General features: G+C 52.6%; 19 protein-coding genes and 1 other annotated feature. Of the genes, 6 read left to right on the top strand and 13 right to left on the bottom strand.

The window, feature by feature from the left end:
• Nucleotides 1-83: 83 nt before the first annotated feature.
• The gene (wzzB, locus tag SD961_RS15205) at nt 84-1,103 is read left to right on the top strand and encodes an LPS O-antigen chain length determinant protein WzzB (RefSeq protein WP_318791189.1); all 1,020 of its coding nucleotides are present in this window, start codon (nt 84-86) and stop codon (nt 1,101-1,103) included.
• Nucleotides 1,104-1,155: 52 nt separating this feature from the next.
• Here the strand turns inward: wzzB and hisIE are convergent, their stop codons facing one another.
• The 9 genes from hisIE to hisL form a co-directional block, all read right to left on the bottom strand.
• Entirely contained in the window at nt 1,156-1,767 is a 612-nt protein-coding gene (gene hisIE, locus SD961_RS15210; RefSeq protein WP_318791191.1) for a bifunctional phosphoribosyl-AMP cyclohydrolase/phosphoribosyl-ATP diphosphatase HisIE, read from the bottom strand.
• The gene (gene hisF, locus SD961_RS15215; RefSeq protein ID WP_318791192.1) at nt 1,761-2,537 is read right to left on the bottom strand and encodes an imidazole glycerol phosphate synthase subunit HisF; all 777 of its coding nucleotides are present in this window, start codon (nt 2,535-2,537) and stop codon (nt 1,761-1,763) included. The genes hisIE and hisF overlap by 7 nt, the downstream gene beginning before the upstream one ends.
• Nucleotides 2,519-3,256 carry a 1-(5-phosphoribosyl)-5-[(5-phosphoribosylamino)methylideneamino]imidazole-4-carboxamide isomerase gene (hisA, locus tag SD961_RS15220; protein ID WP_318791193.1) on the bottom strand — a complete coding sequence of 246 codons (738 nt, stop codon included), beginning with the start codon at nt 3,254-3,256 and terminating at the stop codon, nt 2,519-2,521. The genes hisF and hisA overlap by 19 nt, the downstream gene beginning before the upstream one ends.
• Before the next feature lie 5 nt (nt 3,257-3,261).
• A complete protein-coding gene (gene hisH / locus SD961_RS15225) occupies nt 3,262-3,852 on the bottom strand; it encodes an imidazole glycerol phosphate synthase subunit HisH (protein ID WP_318791194.1) in 591 nt (196 codons plus the stop codon).
• Nucleotides 3,852-4,919, bottom strand: coding sequence for a bifunctional histidinol-phosphatase/imidazoleglycerol-phosphate dehydratase HisB (hisB, locus tag SD961_RS15230; RefSeq protein WP_318791195.1), 1,068 nt, complete (start codon nt 4,917-4,919; stop codon nt 3,852-3,854). Before hisB ends, hisH begins: the two co-directional genes overlap by 1 nt.
• Complete coding sequence (gene hisC / locus SD961_RS15235) at nt 4,916-6,007, bottom strand: histidinol-phosphate transaminase (RefSeq protein WP_318791196.1); 1,092 nt, start codon at nt 6,005-6,007, stop codon at nt 4,916-4,918. The genes hisB and hisC overlap by 4 nt, the downstream gene beginning before the upstream one ends.
• Nucleotides 6,004-7,311, bottom strand: a complete 1,308-nt coding sequence (hisD, locus tag SD961_RS15240; protein WP_318791197.1) for a histidinol dehydrogenase — start codon at nt 7,309-7,311, stop codon at nt 6,004-6,006. The genes hisC and hisD overlap by 4 nt, the downstream gene beginning before the upstream one ends.
• Nucleotides 7,312-7,313: 2 nt before the next feature.
• Entirely contained in the window at nt 7,314-8,213 is a 900-nt protein-coding gene (hisG, locus tag SD961_RS15245; protein ID WP_318791198.1) for an ATP phosphoribosyltransferase, read from the bottom strand.
• Between the two features lie 67 nt (nt 8,214-8,280).
• Nucleotides 8,281-8,403: a sequence feature (His leader region), on the bottom strand.
• Entirely contained in the window at nt 8,379-8,426 is a 48-nt protein-coding gene (hisL, locus tag SD961_RS15250) for a his operon leader peptide (protein ID WP_156485023.1), read from the bottom strand. It overlaps the preceding feature by 25 nt.
• Nucleotides 8,427-8,606: 180 nt before the next feature.
• Here hisL and SD961_RS15255 point away from each other — a divergent pair, with 180 nt between their 5' ends.
• Nucleotides 8,607-9,434, top strand: coding sequence for an NAD-dependent epimerase/dehydratase family protein (locus tag SD961_RS15255; RefSeq protein WP_318791199.1), 828 nt, complete (start codon nt 8,607-8,609; stop codon nt 9,432-9,434).
• Nucleotides 9,435-9,447: 13 nt separating this feature from the next.
• On the opposite strand, the gene SD961_RS15260 is transcribed toward SD961_RS15255, so the two are convergent.
• The 3 genes from SD961_RS15260 to puuD are packed head-to-tail and all read right to left on the bottom strand — an operon-like array spanning nt 9,448 to nt 12,059.
• A complete protein-coding gene (locus tag SD961_RS15260) occupies nt 9,448-10,725 on the bottom strand; it encodes an FAD-binding oxidoreductase (RefSeq protein ID WP_318791200.1) in 1,278 nt (425 codons plus the stop codon).
• Nucleotides 10,726-10,746: 21 nt separating this feature from the next.
• The gene (gene puuR / locus SD961_RS15265) at nt 10,747-11,298 is read right to left on the bottom strand and encodes an HTH-type transcriptional regulator PuuR (protein WP_318791201.1); all 552 of its coding nucleotides are present in this window, start codon (nt 11,296-11,298) and stop codon (nt 10,747-10,749) included.
• Nucleotides 11,295-12,059, bottom strand: coding sequence for a gamma-glutamyl-gamma-aminobutyrate hydrolase (puuD, locus tag SD961_RS15270; RefSeq protein WP_318791202.1), 765 nt, complete (start codon nt 12,057-12,059; stop codon nt 11,295-11,297). Before puuD ends, puuR begins: the two co-directional genes overlap by 4 nt.
• Before the next feature lie 220 nt (nt 12,060-12,279).
• On the opposite strand from puuD, the gene SD961_RS15275 reads away from it, so the two are divergent.
• The 4 genes from SD961_RS15275 (at nt 12,280) to SD961_RS15290 (ending at nt 16,691) form a co-directional block, all read left to right on the top strand.
• Entirely contained in the window at nt 12,280-13,698 is a 1,419-nt protein-coding gene (locus tag SD961_RS15275) for a glutamine synthetase family protein (RefSeq protein WP_318791325.1), read from the top strand.
• A gap of 13 nt (nt 13,699-13,711) precedes the next feature.
• On the top strand, nt 13,712-15,010 hold the full coding sequence (gene gabT, locus SD961_RS15280; RefSeq protein WP_318791203.1) for a 4-aminobutyrate--2-oxoglutarate transaminase: 1,299 nt from the start codon (nt 13,712-13,714) through the stop codon (nt 15,008-15,010).
• A 132-nt stretch (nt 15,011-15,142) separates the two neighbouring features.
• Nucleotides 15,143-15,346, top strand: coding sequence for a hypothetical protein (locus tag SD961_RS15285; protein ID WP_318791204.1), 204 nt, complete (start codon nt 15,143-15,145; stop codon nt 15,344-15,346).
• Nucleotides 15,336-16,691 (top strand): APC family permease, encoded by a 1,356-nt coding sequence (locus SD961_RS15290; RefSeq protein WP_318791205.1) that lies wholly within the window; start codon nt 15,336-15,338, stop codon nt 16,689-16,691. Before SD961_RS15285 ends, SD961_RS15290 begins: the two co-directional genes overlap by 11 nt.
• A gap of 144 nt (nt 16,692-16,835) precedes the next feature.
• On the opposite strand, the gene sbcB is transcribed toward SD961_RS15290, so the two are convergent.
• Nucleotides 16,836-18,263: an exodeoxyribonuclease I gene (sbcB, locus tag SD961_RS15295; protein ID WP_318791206.1), complete on the bottom strand. Its 1,428-nt coding sequence runs from the start codon at nt 18,261-18,263 to the stop codon at nt 16,836-16,838.
• Between the last annotated feature and the right edge of the window lie 749 nt (nt 18,264-19,012).

Genomic DNA, 19,012 nt, shown 5'->3' on the forward strand with positions numbered 1-19,012 from the left:
GAGCTTTTTTATTAAATGATTTTTGTTGCCCACTTTCCTGTACTTTTCCTCGATGTAACCATTTAGCAGAGTCAAAATAACCTATGAGTCCCGAGAAGCATTCAGCGCCTTCAGAGCGTCTTAAACCCTATGAATCACCTAATACAATTGATCAAGATTTTGATCTTCTGGAGATTATATCGCAATTATGGAAAGGTAAATTAATAATATTTGCCTCAATGATTACAATGTTAATTATTGGTGCTATATATGTGATGACGGTGAAAGAAAAATGGATCTCTGAGTCTATAATAACGCAACCCTCTGCTGGTCAGGTTTCAACCTACAATAATGCCTTGAGTATTCTGTATATTCAAAACATTGATGATAAGATTAGGTTGCCTGATTTACAGCGACAGATTTTTAACCGTTATACTGCTTCAGCATATGCTCTTTCGGGTACGTTAGGCAGTCTTGAAAATCCTGAAGAATTTAAGGTCCGCCAGGCTACAAAAGGCAAGGATGATCCACTTATTCTTACCTTCACTGGTGACTCTGCAAAAGATGCGCAAACCAGACTTACTCATTATATATCGGAATTAAATAGAGAAGTTTCCAATGATTATGCTTTAGATATGCGTACTAATATTTTTGTAAAATTAAATGGTCTTAAAGATTCTCTTGCCGCGCAAGAGAAAATTGCCCAAGATAAAAAACAGCATCGATTAGATGTTATAGCGCAAGCGATTAAGGTTGCTGATGCTGCAAAGATAAATGCTACTCAACTTAGTCAGGCAGAATTTCTTTCAGATGATACTCTCTATCTTCTTGGGGGGCCGGCTTTAAAATCGATGATCGCTAATGAAAATACCAAACCTCTTGAGCTTAGTGATTATTATTATGAAACTCAGCGCGCATATTTCTCTTTGAAAAATTTAAGAATAGACTTTTCAAAATTACAGAATTTTCAATATATAAAGAAAGCTGACTTACCAATTCGTCGTAACAGCCCAAAACGTGCTTTAACTCTTGCTTTTGCCTTGGTTTTTGGAGCTATAATTGGCTCATGTATTGTTATTTCGCGTAATGTGACTCGCTCATACCGTCTCAGAAACCAAAAATAACTTCTGAATTACAAAAGAGGCTCCCTTAGCGGAGCCTTTTTTGATACAGCGATTATTTATGCCGCTGACGAAGATTATTGATGACCGTGCTCAGATTTAAATCCTGATCCTGTAGCAGAACCAGCAGGTGATAGATCAGATCCGAGGCTTCGTTAGTCAGCTCATGACGATCGTTTACTGTCGCCGCCAGTGCAGTTTCCACTCCTTCCTCACCAACTTTTTGCGCTATGCGCTTGGTGCCGCTGGCGTAAAGACTGGCGGTATAGGAGCTTTTCGGATCGGCATGTTTACGCTCCGCCAGCAACTGTTCCAACTGGTAAAGGAAAGCCCAGTCCGGTGCAGCAGGGGAGAAGCAGCTGGACGTGCCCAGATGGCAGGTTGGCCCGATGGGATTAGCCAGAATCAGCAGCGTATCGTTATCGCAGTCTGGTGTGATGCTCACCACGTTCAGGTAATTTTCTGACGTTTCGCCTTTTGTCCACAGACGCTGTTTGGTGCGGGACCAGAATGTCACCTTGCCAATTTCCAGCGTTTTGGTCAGCGCTTCCTGGTTCATATAGCCATGCATCAGTACTTCACCAGAAACGGCATGTTGCACGATGGCTGGCATCATGCCATCCGTTTTTACCCAGTCCAACTGGGCCAGCTGTTGTTCAGTTAACACGCGCGGATCTCCACACCTTTTTCGATCAGGAACCTTTTCAGTTCCCCGATATTAATGATCTGTTTATGGAAGACGGATGCGGCCAGCGCTCCGTCCACGTCAGCATCCCGGAACGCTTCATGGAAGTGTTCCATCGTACCCGCGCCACCGGAGGCGATCAGCGGCACCTTGCACACCTCACGCACCTTCTGCAGTTGCATCAGGTCGTAGCCGTTGCGCACGCCGTCCTGGTTCATCATATTCAGAACGATTTCACCCGCGCCGCGCTTCTGCACTTCCTGTACCCACTCCAGGGTTTCCCAGGTGGTAACTTTGGTACGCTTTTCGTCGCCGGTGTACTGATTAACATGATATTTGCCGGTTTCGCTGTCAAACCAGGTATCAATTCCCACCACGATGCACTGCACGCCAAAACGATCTGCCAGACGCGTAATCAGTTCCGGGTCGGCCAGCGCAGGAGAGTTGATAGAAATTTTATCTGCACCAAACGACAATATCTGCGCAGCTTCTTCGGTGGACTTAATGCCCCCGGCTACGCAGAAGGGAATATCGATTACTTCTGCCACGCGCGAGACCCAGCTCTTATCGACAACGCGTCCATCGGAAGAGGCGGTGATATCGTAGAAGACCAGCTCATCAGCCCCTTCCTGCGCATAGCGCTGGGCCAGCGGTACGATGTCGCCGATGATTTCATGATTACGGAACTGTACGCCTTTAACGACCTGACCGTCACGAACGTCCAGGCAGGGAATTATCCTTTTTGCCAGCATGAAATAGCCTCCGAGACGGTGAATTTACCTTCTAACAGTGCGCGACCTACGATTACGCCTTTGGCTCCCGAGCCGTTTAATGCGGCAATGTCGTCCAGCGAACCGATACCGCCAGAAGACTGAAACGCGATAGCCGGGAACCGTGTGGAGATCTCACGGTATAACGCCACGTTTGAGCCGCTCAGCGTGCCATCGCGGGAGATATCGGTGCAGAGTACATGCTTCAGCCCCACAGGTTTAAACTGTTCAATCACCTCTTCCAGCGTCACGCCTGCTGCTTCCTGCCAGCCGCTAATCGCCACTTCTTTGCGGTTGTTGGCATCAATGCGCACGTCCAGCGCCAGCACAATAGCTTCCGGCCCATACTGCTTAAACCAGCTCTTCACTTCCTCAGGATCTTTTACGGCGGTTGAACCGACCACGACCCGGGTTGCGCCAGCTTTAAGCAGGGCGTCCACATCTTCGCGGGTACGAATGCCGCCACCTATCTGAACCGGTACGCTGACGCCTGCCAGCAAAGTGGTCAGTAATGGGATCTGGCGGGCAGCAGGATCTTTAGCACCGGTGAGATCGACCAGATGCAGCACTTCCGCGCCCTGGGCTTCATAATCCTGTAGCCGGGGCAGCGGGTCGCTACCGTAATCACGCTGCTGTCCGTAGTCGCCCTGATGAAGACGAACCACTTTGCCTTCTATTAAATCTAATGCGGGGATAATCATACCCGTTACATCTCCAGGAAATTTTTCAGCAGCTGCGCGCCAGCCGCACCGGAACGCTCCGGGTGGAACTGTACGCCGAAGAAATTATCTTTCTGTACGGCAGCGGTGAAGGCTTCGCCGTAGTTACACTGAGCAATGGTGTAGGGATTCACCGGCATCGCATAGCTGTGCACGAAGTAGAAGTACGAACCATCGGGAATGCCACGGAACAGATGATTGCCGGCCTGAGAGGCGATCTGGTTCCAGCCCATATGCGGCAGCGGTAGGCCTAAATCCTGCATTTTCTGTACAGGCTCTTCGATTATCCCCAGCGTTTTAACACCGCCGCTCTCATCGCTTTCCGAACCCAGAAGCTGCATGCCCAGGCAGATGCCCAGCACGGGTTGAGTACAAGCTTTGATTAACTCGATCAGCTCGCGTTCACGCAGCTGATCCATGGCCGCCTGAGCGGTTCCTACGCCCGGCAGCAACAGCTTGTTAGCCTGTAAAACGATATCGGCATCGCGGCTCACCACCGGATCAAAGCCCAGACGCTGCACGGCCCACTTTACCGAAGAGAGATTGGCGCAGCCTGTATCCAGGATCACCACATTCATCACAGCACTCCTTTTGAGCTTGGCAGCGTATTGCCCTCAACGCGGATCGCCTGGCGCAGCGTGCGGCCAAAGGCTTTAAAGAGGCTCTCCACGCGGTGGTGGTCGTTTTTACCTTTGGTTTTCAGGTGCAGCGTACTGGCCATAGTATAGGAGAGCGAGCTGAAGAAGTGCTCGACCATCTCGGTGCTCAGGTCGCCCACACGCTGGTAACTGAATTCCGCTTTATATTCGAGGTGCGGGCGGCCAGAGATATCCAGCGCGCAGCGCGCCAGGCATTCGTCCATCGGCAGCACAAACCCGAAGCGGCCAATGCCACGCTTGTCGCCCAGCGCTTTCAGCAGCGCTTCACCCAGCGCCAGACCGGTATCTTCCACGGTGTGGTGATCGTCGATATAGAGATCGCCTTTCACCTCAATATTCATGCGGAAGCCGCCGTGAGTAGCGATCTGATCCAGCATATGATCAAAGAAGCCAACGCCGGTATTGAACTTGCTGTTGCCTTCGCGATCCAGCCAGACCTCTACGCTGATCTGCGTTTCTTTCGTATTACGCTTAACCAGCGCATGGCGATCGCGCCTGGTCAGCTGCTGCTCAATGGACTGCCAGTTAAGATCGTTCCGTGAATAGAGCAGGCCGGTAATACCCATATTATTTGCCAACTCTATGTCGGTCGCACGGTCGCCAATCACATAGCTGTTCGCCGTATCCAGCGCGCCTTCAGCCAGCCATGCCTCAACCATTTTGGTTTTTGGCTTGCGGCAGTCACAGCTATCTTCCGGCAGGTGAGGGCAAATCAGTACGTCATCAAACTGTACCCCTTGCGAGGTGAGGATCTGCATCATCAGATTATGCGGGCCGTCAAAATCCGCCTGCGGGAAGCTTTCGGTGCCTAGCCCATCCTGATTGGTGATCATCACCAGCTTGTAGCCCGCTTTCTGCAGGGATAACAACGCAGGGATCACATCCGGCTCGAAGGCCAGCTTATCCATGCGATCCACCTGAAAATCAGCCGGGGGTTCGGAGATAATCGTGCCGTCACGATCGATAAAAAGGGTTTTCTGGCTCATGCTTGCTCCATGGAACCGGACGCGCCGGGTAATTTGTTCAACGCGGAGATAACGCGCTCGCACTCTTCGCGGGTACCGACAGAGATGCGCAAACATCCCGACAGCCCCGGCTGTTTATTCTGGTCACGCAGGATAATGCCCAGATCCCACAGCGTTTTAAAGACCTGGCCCGAACGGGTAAAACGGGCAAGCACATAATTGGTGTCGCTGGGGAAGACCTCCTCCACGCAATCACATGCCTTCAGCGAGGCGATCAGCTGTTCGCGGGTGGCGATCAGCTCGCCCACGTGCTGCTTCATCAGCGCGATGCCCTGGTCGCTTAACGCCTGAGCCGCGATATCCGCTACGGGCGTGGAGAGTGGGTAAGGGGCGATGACCTTCATCAGCAGGGCGATAACCTCGGCATTAGCCAGCGTAAAGCCGCAACGCAGCCCCGCCAGCGCAAAGGCTTTTGAAAGCGTACGCAGGATCACAAGGTGAGGATAGGTTTTCAGCCAGCTGGTGAGCGAAGCCTGAGGGCAAAACTCGATGTAAGCCTCATCGGCCACCACCAGTGCTTTACCCTTGGTCATCTCCAGCAGCTCGCGGATATCTTCAGGATTGATCAGATTGCCGGTGGGGTTGTTCGGGCTGCAGACATAAACCACTTTCACGCCATCCAGCTGGTCAGCAATAGCTGGCAGGTTCAGCTGCCAGCCTTCCCGTGCTTCCACGGTGCGGTACTCCACGCCAATAGTTTCCGCGCTGACGCTGTACATGCCGTAAGTTGGCGGGCAGAACAGCACCGCATCTTTACCCGGTTCGCAAAAAGCGCGGATCAGTAGTTCAATCCCTTCATCAGCTCCCCGGCTGACCAGTACCTGGTCCGGCGTCAATCCCGCATAGGCCGCATAGCGCTCAATCACCAGCGCTGGCTGGCATTCAGGATAGCGGTTCAGCGTTTGCTGGGTCAGCTCAAAAGGCACCGCCAGCGGATATTCGTTAGCGTTAAGCCAGACGTCACCGTTGCCGCCAAGACGCCGGGCAGACTGATAAGGCGTCAGGGCGCGAACGTTGGCACGCGCCAGCTCTTCAATCCTGTTGCTCATGACTTCTCCTTGAGCGCGGCAACGCGCAGGGTAACGGCATTTTTATGGGCGGTAAGCTGTTCCGCAGCCGCCAGGATCTCAATGGTGGGCGCCAGGTTCATAAAGCCCTGCGGCGTCAGCTCCTGCACGGTCATGCGCTTCTGAAAATCAGCCAGTCCCAGACTGGAACAGGTCGCGGTATAGCCATAGGTTGGCAGCACATGGTTAGTGCCGGACGCATAATCCCCGGCAGACTCCGGCGACCAGTCGCCGAGAAACACCGAACCTGCGCTGGTGATGCTCTCTACCAGGTCGCGGGCCTGGCGCGTCTGAATAATCAGGTGCTCGGGACCATAACGGTTACTGATTTCCACACATTGCAGTAAATCTTTCGTCACAATCAGGCGGCTGCTTTCCAGCGCCTTACGTGCGGTTTCGGCGCGGGGAAGCTCTGCCAGCTGGGCTTCAACCGCCTCCGCGACCGCTTTTGCCATCGCTGAAGAGGGCGTCAGCAAAATAACCTGAGAGTCCGGGCCATGTTCCGCCTGCGAAAGCAGGTCAGAAGCAACAAAGGCGGGCGTGGCTTCGGCATCGGCAATCACCAGCACTTCGGAAGGCCCGGCAGGCATATCGATCGCGGCCCCGTCCAGACGCTGGCTGACCTGACGTTTGGCTTCGGTGACATAAGCATTGCCAGGCCCAAAAATCTTGTCGACCTTAGGCACCGATTCCGTACCCATGGCCAGCGCAGCAATGGCCTGTGCGCCCCCAACCTGAAACACTTCTTTTACGCCGCAGAGCCTGGCAGCGTAGAGGATCTCATCGGCAATTGGCGGTGGCGAACAGAGCACCACACGCTGGCAGCCGGCGATGCGGGCAGGCGTTGCCAGCATCAGCACGGTAGAGAAGAGCGGGGCAGAGCCGCCAGGAATGTACAGGCCTACAGACGCCACCGGACGGGTAATCTGCTGACAGCGCACGCCGGGCTGCGTTTCGATATCTACTGCGGGCAACTGCTGCGCCACATGGAAGGTTTCAATATTGCCAACGGCAACGGCCATCGCCTGTTTGATCTCGTCACCAAGACGCGCCGCAGCGGCCTCGATCTGCTCTGCCGTTACGCGCAGCTCATCAACCTGGGTTTTATCAAAGGTAGCGCTGTAGAAGCGTAGCGCCGCATCGCCTTCAGCCTTCACTTTATCCAGAATGCCGCGCACGGTCTGGCTGATATTTTCTGAAGCAGAAATAGCCGGACGGGTCAGCAGCGCCTGCTGCTGAGCTTCACTACAGCTCTGCCAGTCAATGGGGGTCGCGAAGTTTGCCATTGTTACTCCATCATCTTCTCAATGGGCAGCACAAGGATGGAGCTGGCGCCCAGCGCTTTCAGCTTTTCCATCGTTTCCCAGAACAGCGTTTCGCTACTGACCATATGCATCGCTACGCGGCTCTTGTCGCCAGCCAGCGGCAGCACAGTAGGGCGCTCTGCACCCGGCAGCAGGGAGATGATATCTTCCAGCTTTTCGCTCGGTGCGTGCAGCATGATGTATTTGGACTCACGCGCCTGGATAACGCCCTGAATACGGGTCATCAGCTTGTCGATAAGTTCATGTTTGGCAGCCGGCATTTCCCCATCGCGCTGGATCAGGCAGGCTTTGGAGCGGTAAATGACTTCAACTTCACGCAAACCATTGGCTTCCAGTGTCGCGCCGGTAGAAACCAGGTCGCAGATGGCATCGGCCAGACCAGCACGCGGCGCTACTTCTACTGAACCGTTCAGCAGGCAGGATTTAAACGCCACTTTCTGTTTGTCGAGATACTGCTTCAGCAGGTGAGGATAAGAGGTGGCAATGCGGGAGTTTTGTAAACATTGCGGACCGGTGTACTCATCATCCACCGGCATCGCCAGCGACAGGCGGCAGCCGCCGAAATCCAGACGACGCAGCGTGAAGTAACGCGGATCTTCCCCCTGAGCGCGGCGGGTCAGCAGCTCTTCTTCCAGCACGTTTTCGCCAATGATACCGAGGTCAACCACGCCATCCATCACCAGCCCCGGGATATCGTCATCACGCACGCGCAGGATATCAATTGGCATGTTCTCAGCGAAAGCGATCAGTCGCTGCTGCTGTAAATTGATTTTAATTCCGCAGCGGGCGAGCAATTCGCGTGATTCATCGCTTAAACGGCCTGATTTCTGCATAGCTATGCGTAAACGGGTGTTATCTAACATGAGTACTTTTCCTTTAACTGTCTGCGTCAACCTGTTGCAGTTCTCTCATCCCGGCCGGGTCCAACCCAAAAAAAAGCCCCCGGAAGGCGATCTTCCGGGGGCTGTTCTTGCGTTCTGCACCACTGGAAGACTCTGATCGTCTTCCAGCACACATCGCCTGAAAGACTAGTCAGGATGATGGTGATGATGGTGAGTAAACTGAACGCGTGTCATAAAATTCTCTTGGATGAATGGATATTCATATCGTGACAAATAACCTAACGCAGGTGACGCGCCACGCGCAACCCTTTTTTGTCAATTAAGTAAGATTCTCTCATCATCTCTGCATTGTCACAGAGGGTACGCTGGCGTAGGTTTAAGGTATTGAACACGCCTCACTACAGGAGTCAGAGGATGAAAAGAGTTGCGATTGTGGGTCTGGGCTGGCTGGGTTTGCCGCTGGGGCTGTCATTAACCGCTCACGGCTGGCAGGTTTTGGGAAGCAAGACCACGCAGGATGGCGTGGACGCTGCGCGGATGTGCGGCATTGAAAGTTATCTGCTGGAGCTGAAGCCGGAGTTGATCTGTGATGCGGACGATCTGGAGGCTTTACTCAGCGTGGATGCGCTGGTGATCACGCTGCCAGCCAGCCGCACGGCTGAAGGCGGAGAGAGCTATATGCTGGCCGTTCAGCAAATCGTCGATAGCGCTCTGGCCCGCGCTATCCCAAGGATCATTTTTACCAGCTCAACCTCGGTCTATGGCAGCGGTTCTGGCGTAATGAAAGAGGGCTCGCCGCTGGAGCCGCAGACCATCGCCGGTAAAACGCTAAAAGAACTGGAGGAGTGGTTGCATCATCTTCCGCACACCTCGGTGGATATCCTGCGCCTTTCCGGGCTGGTGGGGCCTGAACGCCATCCGGGGCGGTTCCTGGCAGGCAAAACGGATCTCGCCGACGGCAGTCATGGCGTCAATCTGGTGCATCTGGAAGATGTGGTCGCCGCGATTTCACTGCTGCTAAAAACGCCTAAAGGTGGACATATCTATAACCTCAGCGCGCCAGAGCACCCTGCACGTAGCGAATTCTATCCGGCGGTGGCACGCCAGCGTGGGCTGACGCCGCCAACCTTTCGTCAGCAAGAGAACACTGATAAGGGCAAACTGATCGACGGCAGCAAAATTTGTCGCGATCTGGGCTTTGAATATCGCTATCCCGATCCGGCAAAGATGCCGCTTTTATAAAGCGGCCAGTCGGTTAAACCCCTAACCGGTCCCGCAGCGAATACCAGGCTGCGCCTATTGCAGTAAGGGGGATACGAAAACGGTGACCGCCAGGGAAGGGAAGGTGCGGGATTTTGGCGAAGGCATCAAAGCGTTGGGGTTGCCCTTTAATCGCCTCGCAGGCGAGCTTTCCTGCCAGATGGGTAAAGGTCACGCCATGTCCGCTGTCGCCCTGAATATAAAAGACGCCATTGTCCAGACGGCCAATTTGCGGCATACGCGACAGGGTCAGCAGGAAATTGCCGCTCCAGGCATAATCGAATTTAATCTCTGCCAGCTGCGGGAAGGTTTTAAGCAGCTTGGGGCGGATCAATGTTTCAATATCCTGCGGCTCGCGCGCGCCGTAAACCACGCCGCCGCCATAGAGCAGGCGATTATCGGCAGTCAGACGGAAGTAATCAAGCAGGTAATTGCAGTCCTCCACACAGCGATTATTAGGCAATAACGCCAGCGCTTTATCCGCAGAGAGTGGCTCAGTGGTGATAATCTGCGAGCCGCAGGGAATGCTCATGCGCGTCAGTCGTGGCTCAAGATGCGGCGCAAGGTAGGCGTTTCCGGCGAAAATCACGAATTTTGCCGTCACCTGACCCTGAGCGGTGGTTATTTGATGCGGCGTACCGTAGGAGACTGAAATGACCTCTGACCTTTCATAAATACGCCCACCATGACGGCGAATCGCTTCTGCTTCTCCCAGCGCCAGATTTAACGGATGAAGGTGGCCGCCATTATTATCCAGCAGCCCGCCTACATAGCGCTCGCTGGCAACCTCACGGCGCATTGCCGCTTCATCAAGCATCTCCAGTTCAGCGTTGCCATAGTGCTGCCAGCGTTTATGTTGAAGCTTCAGATGGTGCAGCTGGCGCTTGTTCAGCGCAGCGAAAATGCCGCCGGGCCGGAAATCGCAATCAATAGCATAGCGACTGATACGATCGCGGATTACACTGGCACCCTCGAACATCATGCTGCCGAGTAGTTGGGCGCTCTCTTTGCCGTAGCGTTGCTCAATCACATCCACATCCCGGCTGTAGGAATTCACCACCTGCCCGCCGTTGCGGCCGCTGGCGCCAAACCCCACTTTTGCCGCTTCCAACACCACCACGTCGTACCCCGTTTCAGTAAGAAACAGCGCCGAGGAAAGCCCGGTAAAGCCTGCGCCAATCACGCAGACATCGCACTGAATACTCTCCTGAAGCTGAGGCCAGGACTCATGAGGATTGGCTGTCGCAGCATAATAACTCTTCACATGATCCATAACGCTCTCCTCATTCATGCGCTAAAAGGTGGCCGGTGTGTGTGCGCTGACAATCCGGCAGGGCTGGGTAGATGAATTGGTAAAGCTGTGCGGATGACCGGTATTAATCACATAACTCTGTCCCGCATGTAGGGAGTAGCTCTGGCCGCTGATAGTCAGGGTAATCTGTCCCTCCAGCAGCGTACCGGTCTCTTCACCCTGATGACGAATTTTCTCGCCTGTGGTGGCTCCCGGCTCATAGGTCTCTAACAGCATCGCCAGCGTTCTTTTGGGATTGCCGTTATGGATCAGCCGTAACGATACGCCCTGGCTGCCGATATCAATTAACTCCCCGGCATCAACCACGACCTTCGGCGGTTCATCTTTTACCGGTTCGGAGAAAAATTCCGACAGGGAGAGGCCATAGACCTTTAATAATTTTTGCAGCGTGCTGACCGCAGGGCTGACTTTATCCTGCTCAATAGTACTGATAGCGCTGTGCGTCAGACCCGATAATTCAGCAACGCGTCGTTGTGACATGCCCAATTGCTGGCGGAGTTCCGATAACCGTCGTCCCGGAGCGGCTTCGTTCATGGCCTTTTTTCCTCCTGATACCTTTGACAGGCGTGAATAAATCCTTCGAACAGCAGACGGGATAACGCTGATTTTTCACTTTGCCATTCCGGGTGCCACTGTACTGCCAGAGCAAAAGGGTGATCTTCCAGGCTGACAGCCTCAATCAACCTGTCTGCGGCACGCGCCTCAATGCGGACTGAGGGGCCAAGTGAGCGGATCCCTTGCTGGTGTAGCGAATTAACCCAGAATTTCTCGCAGCCTTCCACCAGCGATGACAACAGGCCGTCTGGCTCGACAAAGACTTCGTGAGAGGGAGCATATTGTTCCTCAAGGGAAAGCCCTGCGTCTTCACGATGTTCCTGAAAACCGGAAAGAGTGTGCAACTGACGATGAAGCGTACCGCCAGTCGCTACCACCAGCTCCTGCAACCCCCTGCAGAGCGCCAGCATGGGCAGGCGCTGTGCAATCGCCGCCTTAATTAAGGCAAAAGCCAGCCTGTCGCGACCGGCATCGGCACAGGCTTCTGTGCCACTCTCGCCATAATGATGCGGTTCGATATTACTGGGACTGCCGGTAAGCAAAAGCCCATCCAGTGGAGCCATGGCAATTTCTAACAGATGAGGAGAAGACATTAATCCCTGCGGCAAAGCCAGCGGCACACCACCAGCCTGCAGCACCGCGTCGAGGTACTTGTTATGCACGATTTGTGTAGGATGTCCGCCTTTATCGATCTGACACATCACTACGCCAATCAATGGCTTGTTAAATATAATGCCCATTCATTCCCTCTACCTCTTGTTCGAAATATCTACCGGAAAGGCGCTTCTGGCGCAATTTTGTGCAATATATTTTCAATCTAGCAATCTGCTGCACAATATTCAAACGCATTTGGCTGCAAAATAAACTTGGATGTAACATTTGCACACTTTTTATGTTGGCGCTATGTTAGAAATGTGGCTGTTATTTTGAGCAACGCTCAACAACGAAGCGAAGGGTCGAATCATGACAAATATTGTCGAGGTAGAGGACTTCACGAGACACAGTGAAGAGAAACGAACCAGCGCGTTCCAGCATGAAGTGCAGACTTATCTGGAACGCCATCCTGAAACCCAGTACGTAGATATCCTCCTGAACGATCTCAACGGCGTGTTTCGTGGTAAGCGAATCCCCATCGCCAGCCTGAATAAACTTGAAAAAGGGTGTTATTTCCCCGCTTCCGTCTTTGCCATGGACATCCTCGGTAACACGGTTGAAGAAGCAGGGTTAGGCCAGGCACTCGGTGAACCGGACAACATCTGTCTTCCGGTGGAAGGCACGCTAATTCCCTCAGCAGCAGACCCTCAACATCTGGCGCAGGTGCTTTTGACCATGCGTAATCAAGATGGTACTCCCTTTGACGTTGAGCCCCGAAACGTACTTAATCACCTCTGGCAACAGTTGCGCAATCGAGGGATGTTTCCGGTGGTAGCGGTAGAGCTGGAGTTCTATCTGGTCGATAAACAGCGTGATGCGGAAGGCTATATCCAGCCGCCGTGTTCGCCGGGTAGCGACGAGCGCAACATGCAAAGCCAGGTCTATTCCGTGGACAACCTTGACCATTTCTCTGCGGTGCTGAGTGACATTGATTCACTGGCGAAACAGCAGGGCATTCCGGCGGATGGCGCACTGGCGGAAGCCTCGCCCGGCCAGTTTGAGATCAATCTTCATCACACTCGTAACGTCCTCAGCGCCTGCGACCATGCTATCCAGCTAAAACGCCTGGTGCGCCAGGTAGCGGAAAATCACGGCATGACCGCCACATTTATGGCCAAGCCCTATGAAGAGTATGCTGGCAGCGGCATGCACGTCCATATCAGCATGCTGGATGCCGCAGATAACAACGCGTTCGCCTGTGACGATGGCAGTAACTCGCTGCTGATGAAACGGGCGCTGGCGGGAATGATTGACCTGATGCCAGCTTCTATGGCGCTGCTTGCTCCCAACGTCAACGCCTATCGCCGTTTTCTGCCGGATGCCTTTGTGCCGTTACAGGCCTCCTGGGGCCATAACAACCGCACCGTGGCGTTGCGGATCCCCTGTGGCGATATCGATAACCATCGCATCGAGTATCGTGTTGCCGGAGCGGATGCCAATCCCTATCTGGTGATGTCTGCGATTTTAGCCGGGATGCTGCACGGTATTGATACTCAGCTTCCTCTGCCGCCCGCCATTCAGGGCAACGGTCATGAAGCTGAGGGTAATCCGTTGCCTGTTCGCCAGAGCGATGCGCTGTGCGAATTTGAACAGAGCCATGCCCTGCAAAAACTGTTGGGTGAGCGATTCGCCTTCGTCTGGCACAGCTGTAAACACCATGAGCTGATGCATTTCGAACGTCTGATCACCGCAACTGAAATTGACTGGATGTTGAAAAACGCCTGACGGGAGGCTGAAGATGACGCAAACCAACCAGCAATGGCAGGCAAGACGTGAAGCGGCGGTGACACGCGGTGTGGGAAACTCGCTACAGGTATATGTGCAGAAGGCGCTTAACGCCGAAATCTGGGATGTGGAGGGCAAACGCTATATTGATTTCGCCTCCGGCATTGCTGTAGTCAATACCGGACATAATCATCCTAAAGTTATCCAGGCCGTAACCGCTCAGCTTGAGTGCTTCAGCCATCCTTGTTTTCAGGTTACGCCTTATGGCAGTTATATAGAATTGGCGGAAAAACTCAACGCGCTGGTGCCGATTGCCGGACAGACACAAACCCTGCTGATGTCGTCCGGGGCTGAAGCAGTCGAAAATGCGATAAAAATTGCGCGCATCGCCACCGGACGTAGCGGCGTAATCGCCTTCCGTGGCGGTTTCCACGGACGAACGCTGTTAGGCATGGCGCTGACCGGCAAAGTCCAGCCCTACAAAAAAGGGTATGGACCTTTCCCCGGTGGGATTTTCCATGCGCCTTATCCTTCCGAATATCTGGGGATCAGTGAAACGCAGTCTCTGGCTTCGCTGCAGGGCATCTTTGCCGCAGATGTGGCACCGGACGACGTAGCCGCGATTATCATTGAACCTGTGCAGGGAGAAGGGGGCTTTTATGCCGCATCGGCCTCCTTCCTGCTCCAGTTGCGCAAGCTCTGCGATGAGCACGGCATTGTGCTGATTGCCGATGAGATCCAGAGCGGCTTTTGCCGTACCGGTAAAACCTTCGCCATCGAACACAGCGGGGTGGAGCCTGATTTACTCACTATGGCTAAAAGCCTGGCGGGTGGATTCCCTCTTTCAGCCGTGGTGGGACGAAAATCGCTGATGGAGAAAGCAGAAGCGGGTGGCTTGGGTGGAACCTATGCCGGCTCACCGATCGGCATTGCTGCCGCACTGGCCGTCATAAGTTTAATTGATGAAGAGCAGCTGAATGAAAAAGCGCAACAGCAGGGTGAATGGCTGAAAACGGCGTTGCATAATATGGCTGAGGAATTTGACTGTATTGGCGATATTCGTGGCACTGGCGCAATGGTGGCAATGGAGCTGGTAGAAGCGCGGGACCGGACAAGGCCTGATAAAGCGCTGACTCAGGCTCTGGTGCAGGAAGCGGGACGTCAGGGGTTAATCCTGCTCTCTTGCGGGGTGCGCGCTAATGTTATCCGGTTTTTGATTCCTTTAACCGCAAGCAAAGAAATTGTTACGGAAGGTCTCAATCTCTTGTCTTTATCCCTGCGTATAGTGCAGAATATGCGCCCTGCAAAATGATATCTATAACCGTCGCTTATCGCGCCGGTTATTTTTTTGCAGAAATTACATTCGCTTTTAAGAGGCCGGTGCAGAACCGGATAGATACACGCTTTTAGCACGCACGGACGTGCTATGTTGAGGATAATACTAATGGGGCAACACTTAATTACTCCTGCGCACGCCGGTATCCGCCAGCGTGATGACTACGGCGCTGCAGCGGGTCACTCCTTCACCCGCACCTGCCTGTTCGTTCTCCCGTCAAAGAAAAGTAAAAACTCTCGCCTCGCGGGAAGTTTCCCTGTGGTTCAACCCGTCACGGTTGGCGCTATGGGGAGAGTAAATCATGTCGCTTAATCCTCAATCATCTCGTCCGCATCTGAAAAAAACGCTGACTTTACTGCCGGTAGTGATGATGGGCCTGGCTTATATGCAGCCAATGACCCTGTTTGATACCTTTGGCATCGTCTCTGGCCTGACCGACGGTCATGTGGCTACGGCATATGCGTTTGCGTTAATCGCTATCCTGTTTACGGCTTTGAGCTATGGCAAGCTGGTTCGTCGCTTCCCCTCGGCGGGTTCGGCCTATACCTATGCTCAGAAAGCTATCAGCCCGCACGTCGGGTTTCTGGTAGGCTGGTCATCTCTGCTGGACTATCTGTTCATGCCGATGATCAATATCCTGCTGGCTAAAATCTATTTCGAAGCGCTGGTACCTGGTATTCCTTCCTGGATCTTTGTAGTGCTGCTGGTGGGCTTTATGACGCTCTCCAACCTGAAGGGCATCAAAACCGTGGCTAACTTCAACAGCGTGATCGTGGTGTTGCAGGTTGCGGTGATGGTGGTGATCATGGGCATGGTGATCTATGGCGTGGCGCACGGCGAAGGTGCCGGAACGCTGGTCAGCAGTAAACCTTTCTGGTCTGAGAATGCCCATGTTGTGCCGATGATTACCGGCGCGACGATCCTTTGCTTCTCGTTCCTGGGCTTCGACGGTATCAGTTCGCTCTCGGAAGAGACCAAAGACGCAGAGCGCGTGATCCCTAAGGCTATCTTCCTGACGGCTCTGATTGGCGGAATAATGTTTGTAGTGGTCTCCTACTTCCTGCAACTTTATTTCCCGGATATCTCGCGCTTTAAAGATCCTGATGCCTCACAGCCGGAAATCATGCTTTACGTGGCGGGCAAAGCCTTCCAGTTCGGCATCCTGATTTTCTCCTGTGTCACCGTACTGGCTTCCGGTATGGCCGCGCATGCGGGCGTATCCCGTCTGATGTACGTGATGGGCCGTGATGGCGTGTTCCCGGAGCGTTTCTTCGGTTACATTCATCCGAAATGGCGTACTCCGGCACTGAACGTGGTGCTGGTAGGCATGATCGCTTTGCTTTCTATCACCATGGATCTGGTTACTGCCACTGCGCTGATTAACTTCGGTGCGCTGGTCGCATTCACCTTCGTGAACCTGTCGGTGATTTCCCAGTTCTGGATCCGTGAAGGCCGTAACAAGTCGCTGAAGGACAACTTCAACTTCCTGCTTCTGCCGCTGTGCGGGGCGTTAACGGTTGGCGCGTTGTGGATTAACCTGGAAGAGAGTTCCATGATCCTCGGCCTGGTCTGGGGCACCATTGGTCTGGTTTATCTGGCCTTTGTGACCCGCAGCTTCCGTAACCCGGTACCACAATGCACTGAAGAGCCGATGTAAGGCTTTATCAAGCTGAAATAAGAAAGGGCGCTTCGGCGCCCTTTTTTGATCGTGCTGAACACATCTTTAATTTCTGGTGTACTGAATTGGCTTACGCCTGCCGTCCGGCTAACCTTACCACCACTCTCTTTAGGGGCAAGGCTTTCAGGAAACTAATTCTCGCGCATAATCGAACAGCGCCTTAAGCTGGCTCATCTTCGCCTGATCGCCTTCGTACTGGTTAAACAGCATCTCCAGTTCCTGAACATAGCTCTGGACCCGCTCTGGATTAAGCGCTTCACGTCGATGCTGTAGCCAACGTTTCTGTTCAGCTTCATCCAGCGTTCCCGGGTAATTACGGGCGCGGAAGCGGAACAGCAGCTTTTCGATGCGGGCATCATTAAAGGTCAGATCCAGCGCTGGCAGATTTTCCGGCTGCGTCTGCTGGATAATGGTCATTGCATTACGATCGGCATCGCTAAAGAAACCGTCATACAGCTGCGCATCAACGTCGTCAGAAGCTTTGAAAGATTCCGCTTCGGCAAACAGCGCCACCACTTTTTCACGCACTTCAGGATGCTGACGCAGCAGGGTGAGGTTATCCAGGCAGCGCTGGCGATCGATCCCTAATCGTTCCGCATCTTCCGGGCGGAGCGTATTTGCAGGCGCTACCACCGGACATTTATTAATGTGCATCAGTTTGACCGGAACCGGCGCGTTATCGCCCAGCTCGTCACGACGGGTATAAAGCCGTTCGCGCAGTGAATCGGCATCCAGCTCCAGCAGAGGCGAGATATCGCCCGCTAAATCACAGGTGATCAGCGCATTTTTATTCTCAGGATGCCATGCAAGCGGCGCAATCCAGCTGGTGTTGCCACGGAAAGCGCCAAACATGCCAGAGACATGCACCAACGGCTTCATTTGCGGAATATCAATCAGCGTGGTGATTTTGTTTTTATTGCGATGGCTGAACAGGAACTCATAAAGCCGTGGCTGCTTCTCTTTCACCAACTTTGCCATAGCAATGGTGGCATAAACGTCAGACATCGCGTCATGGGCATTTTCATGCGCCACGCCGTTGGCTTTGGTCAGGTGCTCCAGCCGGAAGCTGGGAAATCCATCATCATTTTCAGGCCACTCTATTCCTTCAGGACGCAGCGCGTAGCAGGCGCGCATCACATCCAGTAAATCCCAACGGCTGTTGCCGTTCTGCCAGCTCCAGCCATAGGGGTCGTAAAAATTGCGATAGAGCAGGTTGCGCGTGACTTCGTCATCAAACCGCACGTTGTTATAACCAACAATGCAGGTACCCGGTTCGCTGAACAACGCGTGAATACGTTTAGTGAAATCCGCCTCACTCATCCCTTTGGCCTTTGCCAGCTGCGGCGTAATTCCGGTGATCATCACCGCCTCTGGCTGTGGCAGGTAATCATCCGCTGGCTGACAATAGAACACCTCAGGCTCACCAATGATGTTGAAATCCATATCCGTACGGATCCCGGCAAACTGCGCAGGACGGTCCAGCGACGGACTTTTCCCGAAGGTCTCGTAGTCGTGGAAAAGGAAGGTGGGTTCAGGCTTGTTAGGTTTCACAGATGTTTTTTTCCACTGCTGAGTGTAAAAATAAGGGAGATTAATGGCTACATGGTAAACCATATTGGGGCAGTCCTGAAGTATCTGATGCGGATGGCCACAGTTAAGGAAGCTTCAAGAAAGCTTGTGCCCTTTCGAACTCGCTATAGCTGAGCGTGAATTTTCTTCAAAAATAGCCGCCGGTGCTTCTAAGTATAGCAATGATGACAGAATGAAATTGCTAAACGATATGTTAATCAAGGGGCTCATAATTGATATATAACTACTTATTAATTTCAGGGTTTACATCAGTGCACAAAAAGATAGGTGCTATTGTTGTATATAAAACTAAAAAGCCAAGGGGGATTATTGAAATATTATCTACCTGATAATTATAAGAAGGTTTAAAGACGCTATGTCGGAAATAAAGTATTTCAGTTGATAATAAGATTTAATGTGGAATTTTTATTTTTTCGTTAAGTTTTATTTAAAAATAATTTTTATTAGAGCACGTTGTTATTTTTTGAGTGTTATAACCTTAATCATATTAACTTTAAAAAATCATAATTTATTAACACTTTAAATAGTTAGTGGATGACATGAATAAAAAAAATCCGATAGCTTTGTTTACATAGGAAATCCTCAAAGAGGATAGGGGAAATAAATAAAGATGTCTTTTTGTTAAAAAATACAATGGATTATGTTTAATTTTTGTAAGGATGTTGATATTCATGTAACGTATTGATACAATAGCTAAACGATAATGGTTA

Source organism: Erwinia sp. MMLR14_017 (assembly GCF_033657285.1).
Lineage (GTDB): Bacteria > Pseudomonadota > Gammaproteobacteria > Enterobacterales > Enterobacteriaceae > Erwinia.